Source organism: Pseudomonas sp. E102 (assembly GCF_052660185.1).
Window position 1 is genome coordinate 3,998,734 of sequence record NZ_CP084025.1, and the last position, 17,303, is coordinate 4,016,036.

Here is a 17,303-nt window from a genome sequence, read left to right on the forward strand (position 1 = left end):
CCGACGCCGTCAGCGCGCCTTGGCTGCCGATGCTTGCGCCGCCCTAGTTGGTGACTTGGCCCGCGACGAGGTTCAACGTGCTGGCGCTGTTGAGGCGGCCATTCTGGCTGTTATCGAAAGCACCGGTGGTGACGTCCACCGCGCCTTTGGCGCTGATGCGGCCCTGCTGGCGATTGTCCAGCGCGGCGCTGGTGAGCAGCAGAGCGCCGTCGGTGACCAGTTCGCCGCCCTGGTTGTCGAGCCCCCCCAGACTATGCACGGTCAGGTCCTTGGCGCTGGACAGGCTGCCACCGGTGTTGGTCAGGTTGGCGGCGGTGACATCCAGCGAACCTTCGCTGCTGAGCTGGCCTTGGTTGTTGAGCAGGTCGCGGCTCAGGTTGATGCGCTGGTTCTGCTGGCTGATCAGGTAGCCGCCACTGCTGTCGAGGGAGCCGCCGTCCAGATCAAGTCCAGCCTTGGCACTGAGCAGGCCTTTGGTGCGGTTGAGCAGTTTATCGACCGTCAGCTTCAGCGTTTGCCCGGCGAACACCTGGCCGCCATCGCTGTTGTCGAGGTTCTGGCTAACCAGCGTGACGTCTGCGCTGCTCGACAGCTCGCCGCCACGGTTGTCGAGGTCGTCGACATCGAGATCCAGCGCGTTGGTCGAGCCGATCAAGCCGGCCTGGCGATTGTCGAGGCTGGTCGCAGTGAGCTTCAGGGCATCGGTGCTGATAAGCGTACCTTGACGGTTATCCACAGTGTTGACGGTGGCATTGAGCCCGGTCTTGCCGACGATTTCCCCGATACGGTTGTCCAGGCGATCGGCAGCCAATAGCAGCGCGCCGTCGGCGATCAGCGAGCCACGCTGGTTGTCGAGCAAGGCGTCGGCAGTCAGGTCGAGTCGGCCACGGCTGCTGATCAGGCCATCGCTGTTGTCCAGGCTGTTGCTGCGACTGTTCACCGAGGCCGCCGAGATCGCCCCCCGGACGTTATTCAAAACTTGGGCAATGCTGAGCACCAGGCCTTGGTTGCTCAGCAACTTGCCGCCGCTGTTGTCCAGATTCTGTGCCGCCAGTGTGAACGCTTGCTGGCTGGAAATTTCGCCGTTCTGGTTGTTCACGTCTTTGAGGTTGTTCAACAACATCGCACCCGACGCGTTGATCAGGCCGCCCTGGTTGTTTATCTGACCGCTGGCGCTGATGTCCAAGGACTGACCCGCCGCCACCAAGCCCGCGACGTTATCCAGCGAGGCGACGCGCAACGTGAGGTTGCTAAGGCCGCTGAGTTCGCCAGCGTTGTTGGACAATTGCCCGACATCAGCCGTCAGGTTGCCATTGCTGCTGACGATACCTTGCGTGTTCAGCAGCTTGTCGGCGTTGACGCTCAACGCGCCATTGCTCAGCACGCGGCCCTTGGTCTGGTTATCCAACGTCCCGGCTTTGACCGTGGCGGTTTGCCCGGCGCTCAAGGTGCCGCCCTGGTTGCTCAGCATTTGCGCAACGCTGGCCGTGAAATTACGACTGGCAACGATGCTCTCGCCGCTGTTATTGAGCGCCTGCGCCGTGACGCTCACATCCCCCGAAGCATTCCGCGTGTTATCCCCATTCACCCCGGCTTCAATAATGCCGTTGTTGCTCAACTGCCCACCGGCATTCAAAACAATCCCATCGCGCGCCGCCAACGTTTGCCGGTTGACCAAATCCCCTTGAGCCTGCGCATTCAACGTCGTACCGGCGTAAACCGGTCCCTTCGCATCAAGACTCGTAGCCTTGACGTTAACCGCCCCCGTGGCCGAGGTATCGACCATGCTCAAATGCCCATTGGCATCGAGCTGGATATCCCCGCCACTGGCAATCAACTTGCCGTCCAGCTTCACCCCAACCCCGGCCTCGGTGCCGACCAGCTTGATGGCCCCGGCATACATCCCGCCGAGGGCCGAGGAGTCGATCGCCAGTTCCGGCTTGGCGCTGCCATCGTCGGCACGGGCCGTGGCATTCAAGGTATCGGCGTTGACGTCGTTGCGACCGGCCACGATCGTCAGGTTCTTGGCCTGGATTTCGGCATTGATCTTGGCGCTGCGAGTGATGATTTCGAAATGGTCGACGTTGTTCGCGTTGAGCCCCGCGCCTTCGATGGCGACGCTGCCCTGGTCCACCTGGTAGCGATCCAACCGACCGTTTTCCACCACCGGTTTGCCGGTGCTTAAGGTCACTTTTGGGCTGTTGATGAAGCCGCAGCCGTTGCAGGTGATGCCGTAGGGGTTGGCAACGATGACGTGGGCCGATTGCCCCGCCACTTCGGTGTAGCCGCGCAGTTGGCTGGGATTGCCGCCGTTGACTTCGTTGAGGATCGTCTTGGCGGCTGAACCCTGGAGGTTCGGGTTGCCGAGGATGATTCCGCCCATCTGCGTGGATTGGGTGCGGGACGTGGCGTTGTTGAGGATCACGCCGTTGCCGCCAACGTTGTAATCCTTGAATTTATTGTGTGACAGGCCGCTGCCATTGGGCTTGGCGATGTTGACGATGGGCACGCCGTTGCCCGCCCGGTCCAAGCCGGTGCCGGGCGCGCTGACCACGATACCGTCGGCCTGGGCCCACAGCGGCTGCCAGAACATGACGTTGGCCAAGAGGAACGCCAGGCCGCGCTTGGGCATGCCGAGGAACCGCTCGCGGTTTTTCATGGCAGCGGAAGGTTGGCGGGCCAGGAAGGCGTATTGGCGGTCGTCCATGATCGGGTCTCGTTGCGGCGCAATTAAGGAGGTCATCCGTGCCGAGGTCATCGGCAGAAAAGCCAGAGACGACCTCGTCCCCAAGGCAAGGAAGACGCTTGTCCTCCTCTGCCCAGAAAGCAATATCAAAATAGTGGCGCGATACTAGATAGCCATTATTCCGGCGTCAATTAAATATTGGCGAAAAAATGCGCTATGCCCAAACTCAGGGGTCGCCCTTACTTTTGGATATTTCCTACGCCCCCATCCCAACCGCTAGTCTTCAGAAAACCTTCGCCACGCCCTAAGGGATTTCATGGACAGAACCACCTTCAAACCCCTCCTGCTCGCCCTGGCCCTGATCGGCAGCGCCCCAATGGCCCAAGCCGCCACCACCCTGGTCTACTGCTCCGAAGCCAGCCCCGCCGGGTTCGACCCCAGCCAATACACCAGCGGCACCGACTTCGATGCCTCGGCCGAAACCGTGTTCAACCGCCTCACCCAGTTCAAGCGCGGCGGCACCGAGGTCGAGCCCGGGTTGGCGTCAAGCTGGGACGTATCCGCCGATGGCCTGGCCTACACCTTCCACCTGCGCGAGGGTGTGAAATTTCATACCACCGAGTTCTTCACCCCGAGCCGCGACTTCAACGCCGACGACGTGCTGTTCACTTTCCAGCGCCTGCTCGACCCTCAGCACCCGTTCCGCCAGGCCTACCCCACCGAGTCGCCGTATTTCACCGACATGGGCCTGAACACCACGATCAAGAGCGTCGAGAAGGTCGACGAGCACACCGTCCGCTTCAACCTCAATAACGTCGACGCCGCGTTCGTGCAAAATTTGGCGATGAGTTTTGCCTCGGTGCAATCGGCCGAATACGCCGCGCAATTGTTAAAAGAAGGCAAGGCCGGCGACCTCAACCAGAAACCCGTCGGCACCGGGCCGTTCGTGTTCAAGCGTTACCAGAAGGACTCGCAGATCCGCTACGTCGCCAACACCGCGTACTGGAAACCCGAGGACGTGAAGCTCGACAACCTGATTTTTTCCATCACCCCGGACGCCGCCGTACGCCTGCAAAAGCTCAAGCGTGGCGAATGCCAGGTCAGCGGTTATCCGCGCCCGGCCGATATCGAAGTGATGGAGCAAGACCCGAACCTGCAGGTGCTCAAGCAGCCCGGCTTCAACCTGGGCTTCCTGGCCTACAACGTGACGCACCCGCCGCTGGACCAGCTCAAGGTCCGTCAGGCGCTGGACATGGCCATCGACAAGCCAGCGATCATCAAAGCGGTGTACCAGAGCGCTGGGCAACTGGCGCAAAACGCCTTGCCACCGGCCCAATGGTCGTTCGACCCTGCGATCCAGGACGCGCCCCATGACGTGACCAAGGCCAAGGCGCTCCTCAAGGAAGCCGGGGTTGCGCCCGGTACAACCATTGATTTATGGGCGATGACGGTGCAGCGCGCCTCCAACCCCAACGCGCGGATGTCGGCGCAAATGATCCAGCAGGATTGGGCCAAGATTGGTATCAAGGCGAACATCGTCAGCTACGAATGGGGCGAATACATCAAGCGCGCCAAGAACGGCGAGCATGACGCAATGATCTATGGCTGGACCGGCGACAACGGTGATCCGGACAACTGGCTCGGCGTGCTTTATAGCTGCGCGGCGGTCAAGGGCAGCAACTACGCCAAGTGGTGCGACCCGGCCTATGACCGGTTGATCCAGCAGGCCAAGGTCGCGACCGACCGGCAAAAACGGATCGAGCTGTACCAGCAGGCGCAGAAAATCCTCAAGCAGCAGGTGCCCATCACACCCATTGCCAACTCAACGGTGTTCCAGCCGATACGCAAGGAAGTGGTGGATTTCAAACTCAGCCCGTTTGGCCTGACACCTTTCTACGGCGTGGGTTTGAACAAGTAAAACCCGCCCCATGGCGGTGCGCAGCAGCCCTGCGCCGCACCGCCAGCGGGCGCCTTTTGCCCCAAAAAAACCTGCGCAAACGATCAAATGCGTCAAAAGTTACAAAGATGCGACATTAAGGTACGTTCGTGCCACTGTTTCAGAGTTGAAACCGCTCTAGATCTTGCATTGGGTATGGGGCCTGCATAAGTATCCGCAGGACGACTCACGAGGTCGCCCTCAAATCCAAAAATGACAACAAATCATGAGGCCAACATGCTTAAACACGCGGTCATTCCGTTTTTAGTCGGTGCAGGCTTGTTAGCCAGCGCTCCTTTCGCTTCCGCCGCGACTAACCTGGTGTTCTGCTCCGAAGGCAGCCCGGCCGGTTTCGACCCCGGTCAGTACACCACCGGAACCGACTTCGATGCCTCTGCAGAAACCATGTTCAACCGCCTGACCCAGTTTGAGCGCGGCGGCACCGCCGTGATTCCTGGCCTGGCCACCAAGTGGGACATCTCCGAAGACGGCCTCACCTATACGTTCCACCTGCGTGAAGGCGTCAAGTTCCACACCACCCCGTATTTCAAGCCGACCCGTGAATTCAATGCCGACGACGTGCTGTTCACGTTCAATCGCATGATCAACAAGGACGACCCGTTCCGTAAGGCGTACCCAACCGAATTCCCGTACTTCACCGACATGGGGATGGACACCAACATCACCAAGATCGATAAAGTCGACGACCACACCGTCAAGTTCACCCTCAAAGATGTCGACGCCGCGTTCATCCAGAACATGGCCATGAGCTTCGCCTCGATCCAGTCCGCCGAATATGGCGCCCAACTGCTCAAGGAAGGCAAGGCCCCGGACATCAACCAAAAGCCGGTCGGCACCGGCCCGTTCGTGTTCAAGAGCTACCAGAAAGATTCCAACATCCGCTACACCGGCAACAAGGAATACTGGAAGCCTGAAGACGTGAAGATCGACAACCTGATCTTCGCCATCACCACCGACCCGTCGGTGCGTATCCAGAAGTTGAAGAAGAACGAGTGCCAGATCACTCTCTTCCCACGCCCGGCCGACCTCCAGGCCCTGAAGGACGACAAAGCGCTGAAGATGCCTGACCAGGCGGGTTTCAACCTGGGTTATGTAGCTTACAACGTGATGGACAAAGTCAAAGGCGACGACAAGCCCAACCCACTGGCTGACCTGCGAGTTCGTCAAGCCTTGGACATGGCCGTGAACAAGCAACAGATCATCGACTCTGTGTACCAAGGAGCGGGCCAGCTGGCGGTCAACGCCATGCCACCGACCCAGTGGTCCTACGACACCACCATCAAAGATGCCAAATACGACCCAGAGAAAGCCAAGGCGCTGCTCAAGGAAGCCGGCGTCAAGGAAGGCACAGAGATCGTTCTGTGGGCCATGCCGGTTCAGCGTCCGTACAACCCGAACGCCAAACTGATGGCGGAAATGCTGCAGAATGACTGGTCCAAGATCGGCCTGAAGGTCAAGATCACCAGCTACGAATGGGGCGAGTACATCAAGCGTTCCAAAGGTGGCGAGAACCAGGCCATGATCATTGGCTGGAGCGGTGACAACGGTGACCCGGACAACTGGCTCAACGTGCTGTTCGGCTGCGACTCGCTGCAAGGCAACAACTTTTCCAAATGGTGTGACAAGAAGTTCGACGGCCTCGTGAAAGAAGCCAAGCGCACCACCGACCAGGCCAAGCGCACCGACCTCTACAAACAGGCACAACACGTCCTCAAGGATGCTGTGCCGATGACACCTATCGCTCACTCGACGGTGTATCAACCCATGCGCGCCAACGTGCAGGACTTCAAGATCAGCCCATTTGGCTTGAACTCCTTCTACGGCGTCAGCGTCAGCAAATAACGATAGGCAACGGCGGCGCTTTCAACGTCGCCGTTGTGCTATCCGCCAAGACCCAAGGAAACCGCCTGCCTTTGGAAGCACCGCACACAGCGGTAGCCGAGAGGGCATCGCCTTTTCCCACATGTCTTTCAGGCGTTACGCATTTACCGCCTCGCCCACGACTCATACCGTCGGGCTACCGGTTTGCTAATGCTGTGGCATCGCTGTTTTACGCAATGGAATGAGCCCAGCGCCCCGGACCTGTCCCCGAAGAAGGACGCCGGTTCGCTGACAAACACCCCGAACGAGAGAGGGAGCGTCATGCGCCATACCTTGGTTTTATCCGCATTGCTGGGCACCGGCCTGCTGGCCGCCACATCCGCAGCCCAGGCCGCCGGCGGCAGCCTGGTGTTCTGTTCCGAAGGCAGCCCCGCCGGTTTCGACACCGCGCAATACACCACCGCCACTGATAACGACGCCGCCGAGCCGCTGTACAACCGCCTGGCCGAGTTTGAAAAAGGCGCGACCAATGTCGTCCCGGGCCTGGCAACAAGCTGGGACATTTCCGAAGACGGCTTGAAGTACACCTTCCACCTGCGCGAAGGGGTGAAGTTTCATACCACCGATTACTTCAAGCCGACCCGGGATTTCAACGCCGACGACGTGCTGTTCACCTTCAACCGCATGCTTGACCCGCAGCATCCGTTCCGCAAGGCCTACCCCACTGAGTTCCCGTACTTCAACGGCATGAGCCTGAACAAGAACATCGCCAAGGTAGAAAAGACCGGGCCGCTGACGGTAGTCATGACGCTGAACAGCGTCGACGCCGCGTTCATCCAGAACATCGCTATGAGCTTCGCCTCGATCCTGTCGGCTGAATATGCCGACCAGTTGCTCAAGGGCGGCAAGCCGAGCGATATCAACCAAAAGCCGATCGGCACCGGGCCGTTCGAGTTCAAGAGCTACCAGAAAGACTCCAACATTCGCTACGTCGCCAACGACAAGTACTGGGCACCGGAGCGGGTGAAGCTGAAAAACCTGATCTTCTCCATCAACACCGATGCGTCGGTGCGGGTGCAGAAACTCAAGGCCAACGAATGCCAGGTCACCCTGCATCCGCGCCCGGCCGACGTGCCCGCCTTGAAGAACGATCCCAAGCTGCAGTTGATCGAGAAGCCCGGCTTCAACCTCGGCTACATCGCTTATAACACTCGCCACAAACCCTTCGACCAGGTCGAAGTGCGCCGTGCGCTGGACATGGCGGTGAACAAGCAAGGGATTCTCAACGCGGTGTACCAGGGCGCGGGGCAACTGGCGCAGAACGCCATGCCACCGACCCAATGGTCCTACGACGAGACCATCAAGGACACGCCTTACAACCCGGAAAAAGCCAAAGAGCTGCTCAAGGCCGCCGGAGTCAAGGAAGGCACCGAAATCACCCTCTGGGCCATGCCCGTGCAACGCCCGTACAACCCCAACGCCAAGCTGATGGCCGAGATGCTCCAGGCCGACTGGGCGAAAATCGGCCTGAAAGTGAAGATCGTCAGCTATGAATGGGGCGAGTACATCAAGCGCACCAAGAACGGCGAGCACGACATCAGCCTGATCGGCTGGACCGGCGACAACGGTGACCCGGACAACTGGCTGGGCACGCTATACAGCTGTGACGCCATTGGTGGCAACAACTACTCCATGTGGTGTGACCAGGATTACGACAAGCTGATCAAGCAGGCCAAGATCGTCACCGACCGCGAAAAGCGCACCGTGCTCTACAAACAGGCCCAGCAGTTGCTCAAGCAGCAAGTGCCGATCACCCCTGTTGCCCACTCGACGGTCAACCAGCCGCTGAGCGCCAAAGTCGAAGGGTTCAAAGTCAGCCCCTTCGGTCGCAACGTCTTCTCGGGCGTCAGCCTGAACCCATAACCGTATCGCCGCACAGCGAGGGCTTCCCTGGAAGCCCTCACGCAGACGTTTTGCCGTAATTCGCCGATCCGGCGCCAGGCAAACGTTTGCACGCTGCAAATGAGCTGTAAACCAAATAGCCGTATCACCAAAAAAGAACGGCATAAAAAAGAAAGAAAAAGGAGCGTTACCGATGAAACTGAGCAGCACCGCGATACTGGCCTTGGCCATCAGCAGCATCACCGCGACGGCCTATGCAGAGTCCCAGAGCCAGGCGGTTACGCCGGTGACGGTCAAGACCAGCAGCGCTCAATCCGAAGCCAAGGGCTTTATTGAAGGGCAAAAGCTTGAGGGCAGTACCCGTAACTGGTACTCCAACGAACAACTCAAGCGTGGCGCAAAATTCTCGTATCAGAAGAACGGCGCCCTGGCTCCAACTGATCGCCGCATCAACTGGATGCAAGGCACCATCATCAAGTACAACTCGGGCTTCACCGAGGGCACTGTTGGCTTCAGTACCGAAGTGGCTGCCTACAACGCTATCGCGCTGGAGCGCGACCGCAAGAATCTGGCATCGGCCAATGGTGGCGCTCCAGAGCCAGGACGAGGCGGCCGCGGAAACAACCGTACCCTGACTGAGAGTGGCGGCGATGCTGTCGACCAGTGGAGCAAGCTGGGCCTGGCCAACGTCAAGGCCCGTGTCTCGAACACTACCCTGACTGCAGGTCGCCAGAATTTCAGCAGCCCGATGGTCGATGTGATCGGCAACCGTGCCCTGCCTTCGAGCTTCGAAGGTGTGAGCCTGCACAGCGAAGAGCTGGAGAACCTGTCTTTCGATATCGGCACCTTCGATCGCAACTCGCCTCGTACCGAACAGAGCCAGCGCAAGTTCCGCTCCGAATACGGTAACTCCTCGGCTGAAGCCGACCATGTAAATACCGCTGGTATCACTTACCAGCCGCTCGCCAGCCTGACCACCAGCCTGTGGGGCACCCAGGCCGAAGACCTGTGGAACCAGTACTACTTCGGCGCCAGCCACGTGCTTGGCGACAGCTCGGTACTGAGCCTGACCACTGGCCTGAACTACTATAAGACCGTCGATTCGGGTTCTGCCCTGCTGGGCGATATCGACAACGATACTTACTCGCTGTCGTTCGGCCTGACTCACCAGGCTCATACCGTGACCTTCTCGTACCAGGAAATCAATGGCGACGAGTACTTCGACTACCTGCACGAAACCAACGGCATCTACCTGGCCAACTCCCTGCTGTCGGACTTCAACGGCCCGAACGAGAAATCCTTCCAGATCGCCTATGGCCTGAACATGGCCGAGTACGGCGTGCCGGGCCTGAAGTTCAACGTCTACCAAGCCCGCGGCTGGGGTATCGATGGCACTCACTACACCGGTAACAAAGGCGTAGTTGGCAAGGGTTACGACGGCGTCCAGGCCATGGACGGTGAACATCACTACGAGTACGGCATCGGTGCTTCCTACGCCGTGCAGAGCGGTCCGTTGAAGGCCACCGCGATTCGTGCGACCTACACCGCTCACCGCGCCAGCGAGAACCAGGCCGACGGCAGCATCAACGAATTCCGTCTGGTCACCACCATCCCGTTCAACATTCTCTAAACTGCCACCGGGCGGTCGACTCACAAGGTCGCCCGCCCGGTCTTTTGCCAATTACCCGATTGCAGAGGATTGACGATGAACATGAACCCCCTACGCGCCGCCATCGCCGCCGCGCTGCTGAGTGTCGCCGTTGGCGCCACGGCCAAACCCCTTGTGGTTTGCACAGAAGCCAGTCCGGAAGGCTTCGACATGGTCCAGTACACGACTGCAGTCACCGCCGATGCCGTGGCGGAAACCATTTTCAATCGCCTGGCTGATTTCAAGCCCGGCACCACCGAAGTGATTCCGGCCTTGGCCGAGTCCTGGGACATCAGCGACGATGGCCTGACGTACACCTTCCACCTGCGCAAGGGCGTCAAGTTCCACACCACCGATTACTTCAAGCCGACCCGCGACATGAACGCCGACGACGTGGTCTGGAGCTTTCAGCGCCAGCTGGACCCGAATCATCCGTGGCATAAACTGTCGAGCGTGGGCTTCCCGTACTTTGAAAGCATGGGCTTCAAGGAACTGCTTAAAAACGTCGAGAAAGTCGACGAGCGCACGGTCAAGTTCACCTTGACCCGTCGCGAAGCGCCGTTCCTGGCCGACATCGCCATGGCGTTCTCTTCGATCTACCCGGCTGAATACGCCGACCAGTTGCTCAAGGCCAACAAGGCCGGCGACCTCAACAGCAAGCCGATCGGCACCGGCCCATTCGTGTTCCAGCGCTACAGCAAGGATGCCCAGGTTCGCTTCAAGGCCAACCCGGACTACTTCCGTGGCAAGCCACCGGCCGATGCGCTGGTATTGGCCATCGCCACCGACAACAACGTGCGCATGCAGAAACTCAAGACCAACGAATGTCAGATCGCGCTGTACCCAAAACCCGATGACATCCCCAGCATCAAGAAAGACCCGAACCTGAAGGTCACCGAGCTGGACGCGATGACCGTTTCCTACACCGCGCTGAACACCAGCAAGAAGTACATGAGCGACGTGCGTGTACGCAAGGCCATCGACCTGGCCTTCGACAAGGAAGCCTACGTCAACGCCCTGTTCGGCAAGGGCAACGCCACCGTGGCGGTTAACCCGTACCCGCCGACACTGCTGGGCTTCAATCACGAACTGAAGAACCCGACCCGCGACCTCGACAAGGCCCGCCAGTTGCTCAAGGAAGCCGGCGTGCCGGAAGGCACCGTGTTTACCTTGTTCACCCGCAACGGCGGCGGCCCGACCAACCCCAACCCGATGCTCGGCGCGCAAATGATGCAGGCCGACCTGGCGAAAGTCGGGATCAAGGTCGACATCCGCGTGATGGAGTGGGGCGAAATGCTCAAGCGCGCGAAAAACGGCGAGCACGACATGGTGTCCGCCGGATGGGCGGGCGACAACGGCGACCCGGATAACTTCCTGACGCCTATGCTCAGTTGCGAAGCCGCCAAGAACGGCGAAAACTACGCGCGCTGGTGCAACGAGAAATTCCAGGCGCTGCTCGACCAGGCACGCGCCACAGTGAACCCCGAGGAGCGCGCCAGGCTCTATGAACAGGCCCAGGTGATCTTCAACCAGGACCAGCCATGGATCAGCATGGCCCACACCCGCATGTTCACGGCAATGCGCAAGAACGTAGAGGGCTACGTGATTAGCCCGCTCACCACCAACAACTTCGCCACCACCCAGGTGAAGTAGATAAGAAAACGCCCTTCGACGCTTGACCCCATGCCTCGAAGGGCACGCCTAACCGGCTGATGAGGTACACCTGAAGATGTTTAGTTTTATTGCCCGCCGACTGGGATTATTGATCCCCACGTTCTTCGGCATCACCTTGCTGACCTTCGCGTTGATTCGCATGATCCCCGGCGACCCCGTGGAAGTGATGATGGGCGAACGTCGGGTCGATCCCGAAATGCATGCACAGGCAATGGAACGCCTTGGCCTCAACAAACCGCTGTATGCCCAATACCTGGACTACATCGGCAAACTGGCCCAGGGCGATCTCGGCGAATCGCTGCGTACCCGTGAAAGCGTATGGACCGAGTTCAGCTCCCTGTTCCCCGCGACCCTGGAACTGTCCATGGCCGCCCTGTTGTTCGCCGGTATCCTGGGCCTGCTGGCTGGGGTGATCGCGGCACTCAAGCGAGGATCCCTGTTCGACCATGGGGTGATGGGCGTCTCCCTCGCGGGATACTCGATGCCGATCTTCTGGTGGGGCCTGATCCTGATCATGTTCTTCTCGGTGTCCCTGGGCTGGACGCCGGTGTCGGGGCGGATCGACCTGCTCTACGACATCGAGCCGAAAACCGGCTTCATGCTGATCGACACGCTGCTGGCCGACGAGCCGGGCGCGTTCCTCGATGCGCTGCATCACCTGATCCTGCCGGCGATCGTGCTGGGCACCATTCCGCTGGCGGTGATCGCCCGCATGACCCGCTCTTCGATGCTCGAAGTGCTGCGCGAAGACTACATCCGCACCGCCAAGGCCAAGGGCCTGTCGCCGTCGCGCGTGGTGTTCGTGCATGGCCTGCGCAACGCGCTGATCCCGGTGCTGACCGTGGTCGGCCTGCAAGTGGGCACGCTGCTGGCCGGTGCGGTCCTGACCGAAACGATCTTCTCCTGGCCGGGCATCGGCAAGTGGTTGATCGAAGCCATCGGCGCCCGGGACTATCCGGTGGTGCAGAACGGCATCCTGTTAATCGCCTGCCTGGTGATTCTGGTCAACTTCGTCGTGGACATCCTCTACGGCTTTGCCAACCCACGTATCCGTCACCAGCGCTGAGATCAAGACCATGAGTACTCCAACTACCGCGGTAGCAGTCGATCAAAGCCTGCTGTACCCGTCCCCTTACAAAGAATTCTGGCAAGCGTTTTCCCGCAACAAGGGCGCCGTCGCCGGGCTGATGTTCATGATCCTGATCGTGTTCTGCGCGATCTTCGCTCCGTGGGTCGCGCCTCATGACCCGAGCGAGCAATACCGTGACTTCCTGCTGACGCCACCGGCCTGGCTGGAAGGTGGGCAGATGCAATTCCTGCTGGGCACCGACGAACTGGGCCGCGACCTGCTGTCGCGCCTGATCCAGGGCTCGCGCCTGTCGCTGCTGATCGGCTTGTCGTCGGTGGTGATGTCGTTGATCCCGGGCATCCTGCTGGGGCTGTTCGCCGGGTTCTTCCCGCGCATCCTCGGCCCGACCATCATGCGTCTGATGGACATCATGCTCGCCCTGCCGTCCTTGCTGCTGGCCGTGGCGATCGTCGCCATCCTCGGCCCAGGCCTGATCAACACCGTGATCGCCATCGCCATCGTCTCGCTGCCATCCTACGTGCGCCTGACCCGCGCCGCCGTGATGGGCGAACTGAACCGCGACTACGTGACCGCCGCCCGCCTGGCCGGTGCCGGCCTGCCGCGCCTGATGTTCATCACCGTGCTGCCCAACTGCATGGCACCGCTGATCGTCCAGGCGACGCTGAGCTTTTCCTCGGCGATCCTCGACGCCGCCGCCCTGGGCTTCCTCGGCCTCGGCGTGCAGCCGCCAACCCCTGAATGGGGCACCATGCTGGCTTCGGCCCGCGACTACATCGAACGCGCCTGGTGGGTCGTGAGCCTGCCTGGCTTGACCATTTTGCTCAGCGTGCTGGCAATCAACCTGATGGGCGACGGGCTGCGCGATGCGCTGGACCCTAAACTCAAAAATGCCGCCTGAGGAGATTCCCATGTCACTGCTAGAAATCAAGAATCTCAACGTCCGCTTCGGCGACGCCACCGCCGTGCCGGTGGTCGACGGCCTGGACCTGAGCGTGGACAAAGGCGAAGTCCTGGCGATCGTCGGCGAATCGGGTTCGGGTAAATCCGTGACCATGATGGCGCTGATGGGCCTGATCGAGCACCCAGGCATCGTCACCGCCGACGCGCTGAACTTCGACGGCAAGAACATGCTCAAGCTGAGCAACCGCCAGCGTCGGCAGATCGTCGGCAAGGACCTGGCGATGGTGTTCCAGGACCCGATGACCGCGCTCAATCCCAGCTACACCGTCGGTTTCCAGATCGAAGAAGTGCTGCGCCTGCACCTGAAGATGTCCGGCAAAGCCGCCCGCAAGCGCGCCATCGAACTGCTGGAAAAAGTCGAAATTCCCGGCGCCGCGAGCCGCATGGACGCGTACCCGCACCAACTGTCCGGCGGCATGAGCCAGCGCGTGGCAATTGCCATGGCGATTGCCGGCGAGCCGAAGTTGTTGATTGCCGATGAACCGACCACCGCCCTGGACGTGACCATCCAGGCGCAGATCATGGACCTGCTGCTGGCCCTGCAAAAAGAGCAGAACATGGGCCTGGTGCTGATCACCCACGACCTCGCCGTCGTGGCTGAAACCGCCCAGCGCGTGTGCGTGATGTACGCCGGCCAGGCCGTGGAAGTGGGCAAGGTGCCTCAGTTGTTCGACATTCCCGCCCACCCATACAGCGAAGCGCTGCTGGCGGCGATTCCGGAACACAGCATGGGCGCCGAGCGCCTGGCGACCTTGCCGGGTATCGTTCCCGGTCGCTATGACCGTCCGCAAGGCTGCCTGCTGTCGCCGCGCTGCCCGTATGTGCGCGACAACTGTCGCCAGGAGCGCCCTGCTCTCGATCCGAAAACCAACAGCCTCGCCCGCTGCTTCTACCCGTTGAACCAGGAGGTGGCGTGATGGCCGTCGTACTTACCGCCCGTGACCTGACCCGTCATTACGAAGTGTCCCGTGGCATGTTCAAGGGCCATGCGACTGTGCGCGCCCTCAACGGGGTGTCGTTCGAACTGGAGGCCGGCAAGACCCTGGCCGTGGTGGGCGAATCCGGTTGCGGCAAATCCACCCTCGCCCGGGCTCTGACGCTGATCGAAGAGCCGTCCGCGGGCTCCTTGAAAATCGCCGGTCAGGAAGTGGCTGGCGCCAACAAGGCCGAACGCAAGCAACTGCGTAAAGACGTGCAGATGGTGTTCCAGAGCCCGTATGCGTCCCTCAACCCGCGGCAGAAAATCGGTGATCAACTGGCCGAGCCGTTGCTGATCAACACCAACCTGTCGGCCACCGAGCGGCGTGCGAAAGTCCAGGCGATGATGAAGCAGGTGGGCTTGCGTCCCGAGCATTACCAGCGCTACCCGCACATGTTCTCCGGCGGCCAGCGCCAGCGCATCGCCCTGGCCCGCGCCATGATGCTGCAACCCAAGGTGCTGGTGGCGGACGAACCGACCTCGGCGCTGGACGTATCGATCCAGGCCCAGGTACTGAACCTGTTCATGGACCTGCAACAGGAATTCAACACCGCCTACGTGTTCATTTCCCACAACCTGGCGGTGGTCCAGCACGTCGCTGACGACGTGATGGTGATGTACCTCGGCCGCCCAGTGGAAATGGGCCCCAACGAGTCGATCTACAGCCGCCCGCTGCACCCATACACCCAGGCGCTGCTGTCGGCCACCCCGACCATCCACCCGGACCCGAACAAGCCGAAGATCAAGATCGTCGGCGAACTGCCCAACCCGTTGAACCCGCCGTCCGGCTGCGCCTTCCACAAGCGCTGCCCGTACGCGACCGAGCGCTGCAAGACCGAAGAACCGGCGTTGCGGCCGTTGGATAACCGGTTGGTGGCGTGTCACTACGCCGAGCGGTTCCTCGACGGTGCGGCGTGAGACTAAAAGGCTAAAAGGCTAAAAGGCTAAAAGGCAGCAAAGCACTTAAGGCAGAAAAGCACTTGTGGCGAGGGAGCTTGCTCCCGCTGGACTGCGCAGCAGTCCCAAAAAGGGCCGCTACGCGCCCCAGCGGGAGCAAGCTCCCTCGCCACGGGCAATAAAAAAACCTCCAGTCCGACCAGGGCTGGAGGTTTTTTATGTCGGATATCTACGTCTGGCTATCGCCCTCTGCATCTTCATCGCTATCCGGTGTATCGATTGGCGAACCATCATCATCCTCGCCATCGTCCGGATCGCCTGCGTCCGCATCGGTCGCGGCCAGCATCATCTCGCCTTGCACCACCGAACCGCTCGAGGCGTGTTTCTCATGCTCATCGCACTCGGCCCACGCAGCCGTTGAGCCGAGGGAAAGCACCACCAAAACTTTCAGCAAAAACATCATGCGCAGCAGCTTATTCATAGCCCAATTCCTTCTTTATCCGGATACAGCAGAGCCCGATGGCGCTTAAGGGAAGCTAATTTTGAACAAAGTAGCACACAAGATAGGACGCCCCGAAACAGCTAGAAATGCCGCCATCGTAAAGACAAGTTTTGAATAAACCTTATTACAAAAGGTGCTGATCGCCGTTTCCCATTGCCTGGGTTTGGGTGATCAAGAATGGAGAAGTGGCACAAAAACAGTGTGGGTGGCTTGGAGATCAAGGGCGGGCACAAAACCAATGTGGGAGCGAGCCTGCTCGCGATGACGCCGGCACACCCTGAAAAGATGCCGGCTGACCACCGCTATCGCGAGCAAGCTTTGCTACCACAGGTTGGCCCGAGATTGGTGTTAAGACCCTGGCCCCTTTAACGGCAGGCATCGAGCCTTACAGACAAATACCCAGTAACACGGAGCCCTAGTCCCGAGGCTACGTTGCCTTGCGCCTTTGCCTACAACTAAGCCAGAATCCGCCCGCTTGTGCGCCTTGGGGCGGGACCTTATGGTTACCGGGTCGCTGAAAATCAGCGGTCGGGTTTAGCGACCCGAACCTTAGGCACATAAGCAACCATGCATCATTGCGGCGTCCAAACTCGCAACTATGTTATGGCGGCTGTATGTAGGAGACCTTCGGGTCTACCGGGTGCCTATGTCCGGTTCGCTAACCTGCGTGCAGTCGCCACCATCCTGTTTAGCGACAGGTCTTGGCGGCTCCCATTCCCCATAGGAGCGTCATCATGTTCAAAGCCACACCCAACCCACCAGAATCAGACCCCACCTCGTCCTATTCAAGCCTCGACCCGGAAAAATTCCACGAAGCCACTGAGCGGGCGCTCGATTATTATTTGAAGCCGGAACAGGCCAAAGCCAAGAAAGCCCCGTCAGCAGCGCAGCTCTTCACTGTCGTCGAGAGCATCGATACTGAAAGCCTGCTCGCCAACCTCAGCGAAAACCTGGCCTCCGCCAACGCCATGATCAGCGACTTGGCGTTCGATCTTGAGGGTTCTCGCCGGCATGTTGCGATGGGGATCCTGCAAGTGACAGAGGTGAGTGAGCTACTGGCGAATCGGGCGCTGGATATCGCCGATCCACGCTAGCAACTCGCCGCACATCAAAAGGGCTGGCCGGCATTTGTAGGCGCCTCGACTACAAGGCCGGCAGCCCGTCCATGCAAGCTGAACCACTACCTT

Annotated in this window: 12 protein-coding genes; 10 read left to right on the forward strand and 2 right to left on the reverse strand. The window is 60.1% G+C overall.

Annotated features, from left to right (window positions below; translation table 11 throughout):
• Positions 1-43: 43 nt before the first annotated feature.
• Positions 44-2,707: a two-partner secretion domain-containing protein gene (locus DOCECA_RS18300; protein WP_445570893.1), complete on the reverse strand. Its 2,664-nt coding sequence runs from the start codon at positions 2,705-2,707 to the stop codon at positions 44-46.
• Between the two features lie 295 nt (positions 2,708-3,002).
• Here DOCECA_RS18300 and DOCECA_RS18305 point away from each other — a divergent pair, with 295 nt between their 5' ends.
• The 9 genes from DOCECA_RS18305 to DOCECA_RS18345 all read left to right on the forward strand — a co-directional run bounded on the left by DOCECA_RS18305 (position 3,003) and on the right by DOCECA_RS18345 (position 15,635).
• Positions 3,003-4,604 (forward strand): ABC transporter substrate-binding protein, encoded by a 1,602-nt coding sequence (locus DOCECA_RS18305; protein ID WP_445570894.1) that lies wholly within the window; start codon positions 3,003-3,005, stop codon positions 4,602-4,604.
• Between the two features lie 255 nt (positions 4,605-4,859).
• Positions 4,860-6,485, forward strand: coding sequence for an ABC transporter substrate-binding protein (locus DOCECA_RS18310; protein WP_420765543.1), 1,626 nt, complete (start codon positions 4,860-4,862; stop codon positions 6,483-6,485).
• Between the two features lie 300 nt (positions 6,486-6,785).
• Positions 6,786-8,387, forward strand: a complete 1,602-nt coding sequence (locus DOCECA_RS18315; RefSeq protein ID WP_434560671.1) for an ABC transporter substrate-binding protein — start codon at positions 6,786-6,788, stop codon at positions 8,385-8,387.
• 172 nt (positions 8,388-8,559) lie between these two features.
• Entirely contained in the window at positions 8,560-9,996 is a 1,437-nt protein-coding gene (locus DOCECA_RS18320; RefSeq protein ID WP_434560673.1) for an OprD family porin, read from the forward strand.
• Positions 9,997-10,071: 75 nt separating this feature from the next.
• Positions 10,072-11,667, forward strand: a complete 1,596-nt coding sequence (locus tag DOCECA_RS18325) for an ABC transporter substrate-binding protein (protein ID WP_445570895.1) — start codon at positions 10,072-10,074, stop codon at positions 11,665-11,667.
• 76 nt (positions 11,668-11,743) lie between these two features.
• Positions 11,744-12,754, forward strand: a complete 1,011-nt coding sequence (locus tag DOCECA_RS18330; RefSeq protein ID WP_063322947.1) for an ABC transporter permease subunit — start codon at positions 11,744-11,746, stop codon at positions 12,752-12,754.
• Positions 12,755-12,764: 10 nt separating this feature from the next.
• Entirely contained in the window at positions 12,765-13,676 is a 912-nt protein-coding gene (locus tag DOCECA_RS18335) for an ABC transporter permease subunit (protein ID WP_186706009.1), read from the forward strand.
• A 10-nt stretch (positions 13,677-13,686) separates the two neighbouring features.
• Positions 13,687-14,655 carry an ABC transporter ATP-binding protein gene (locus DOCECA_RS18340; RefSeq protein ID WP_420765548.1) on the forward strand — a complete coding sequence of 323 codons (969 nt, stop codon included), beginning with the start codon at positions 13,687-13,689 and terminating at the stop codon, positions 14,653-14,655.
• Positions 14,655-15,635 carry a peptide ABC transporter ATP-binding protein gene (locus tag DOCECA_RS18345; RefSeq protein ID WP_445570896.1) on the forward strand — a complete coding sequence of 327 codons (981 nt, stop codon included), beginning with the start codon at positions 14,655-14,657 and terminating at the stop codon, positions 15,633-15,635. The genes DOCECA_RS18340 and DOCECA_RS18345 overlap by 1 nt, the downstream gene beginning before the upstream one ends.
• A 208-nt stretch (positions 15,636-15,843) precedes the next feature.
• Here the strand turns inward: DOCECA_RS18345 and DOCECA_RS18350 are convergent, their stop codons facing one another.
• On the reverse strand, positions 15,844-16,095 hold the full coding sequence (locus tag DOCECA_RS18350; RefSeq protein ID WP_420765549.1) for a hypothetical protein: 252 nt from the start codon (positions 16,093-16,095) through the stop codon (positions 15,844-15,846).
• A 755-nt stretch (positions 16,096-16,850) separates the two neighbouring features.
• Here DOCECA_RS18350 and DOCECA_RS18355 point away from each other — a divergent pair.
• Positions 16,851-17,210 carry a DUF6124 family protein gene (locus tag DOCECA_RS18355; RefSeq protein WP_434560675.1) on the forward strand — a complete coding sequence of 120 codons (360 nt, stop codon included), beginning with the start codon at positions 16,851-16,853 and terminating at the stop codon, positions 17,208-17,210.
• Positions 17,211-17,303: the final 93 nt, after the last annotated feature.

What these genes read in the sequence shown, in the direction of transcription:
- DOCECA_RS18310 (WP_420765543.1), top strand. Translation starts at nt 4,860, where the DNA reads ATGCTTAAACACGCGGTCATTCCGTTTTTAGTCGGTGCAGGCTTGTTA.
- DOCECA_RS18300 (WP_445570893.1), bottom strand. Translation starts at nt 2,707, where the DNA reads ATGGACGACCGCCAATACGCCTTCCTGGCCCGCCAACCTTCCGCTGCC.
- DOCECA_RS18355 (WP_434560675.1), top strand. Translation starts at nt 16,851, where the DNA reads ATGTTCAAAGCCACACCCAACCCACCAGAATCAGACCCCACCTCGTCC.
- DOCECA_RS18325 (WP_445570895.1), top strand. Translation starts at nt 10,072, where the DNA reads ATGAACATGAACCCCCTACGCGCCGCCATCGCCGCCGCGCTGCTGAGT.
- DOCECA_RS18305 (WP_445570894.1), top strand. Translation starts at nt 3,003, where the DNA reads ATGGACAGAACCACCTTCAAACCCCTCCTGCTCGCCCTGGCCCTGATC.
- DOCECA_RS18340 (WP_420765548.1), top strand. Translation starts at nt 13,687, where the DNA reads ATGTCACTGCTAGAAATCAAGAATCTCAACGTCCGCTTCGGCGACGCC.
- DOCECA_RS18345 (WP_445570896.1), top strand. Translation starts at nt 14,655, where the DNA reads ATGGCCGTCGTACTTACCGCCCGTGACCTGACCCGTCATTACGAAGTG.
- DOCECA_RS18350 (WP_420765549.1), bottom strand. Translation starts at nt 16,095, where the DNA reads ATGAATAAGCTGCTGCGCATGATGTTTTTGCTGAAAGTTTTGGTGGTG.
- DOCECA_RS18320 (WP_434560673.1), top strand. Translation starts at nt 8,560, where the DNA reads ATGAAACTGAGCAGCACCGCGATACTGGCCTTGGCCATCAGCAGCATC.
- DOCECA_RS18315 (WP_434560671.1), top strand. Translation starts at nt 6,786, where the DNA reads ATGCGCCATACCTTGGTTTTATCCGCATTGCTGGGCACCGGCCTGCTG.
- DOCECA_RS18335 (WP_186706009.1), top strand. Translation starts at nt 12,765, where the DNA reads ATGAGTACTCCAACTACCGCGGTAGCAGTCGATCAAAGCCTGCTGTAC.
- DOCECA_RS18330 (WP_063322947.1), top strand. Translation starts at nt 11,744, where the DNA reads ATGTTTAGTTTTATTGCCCGCCGACTGGGATTATTGATCCCCACGTTC.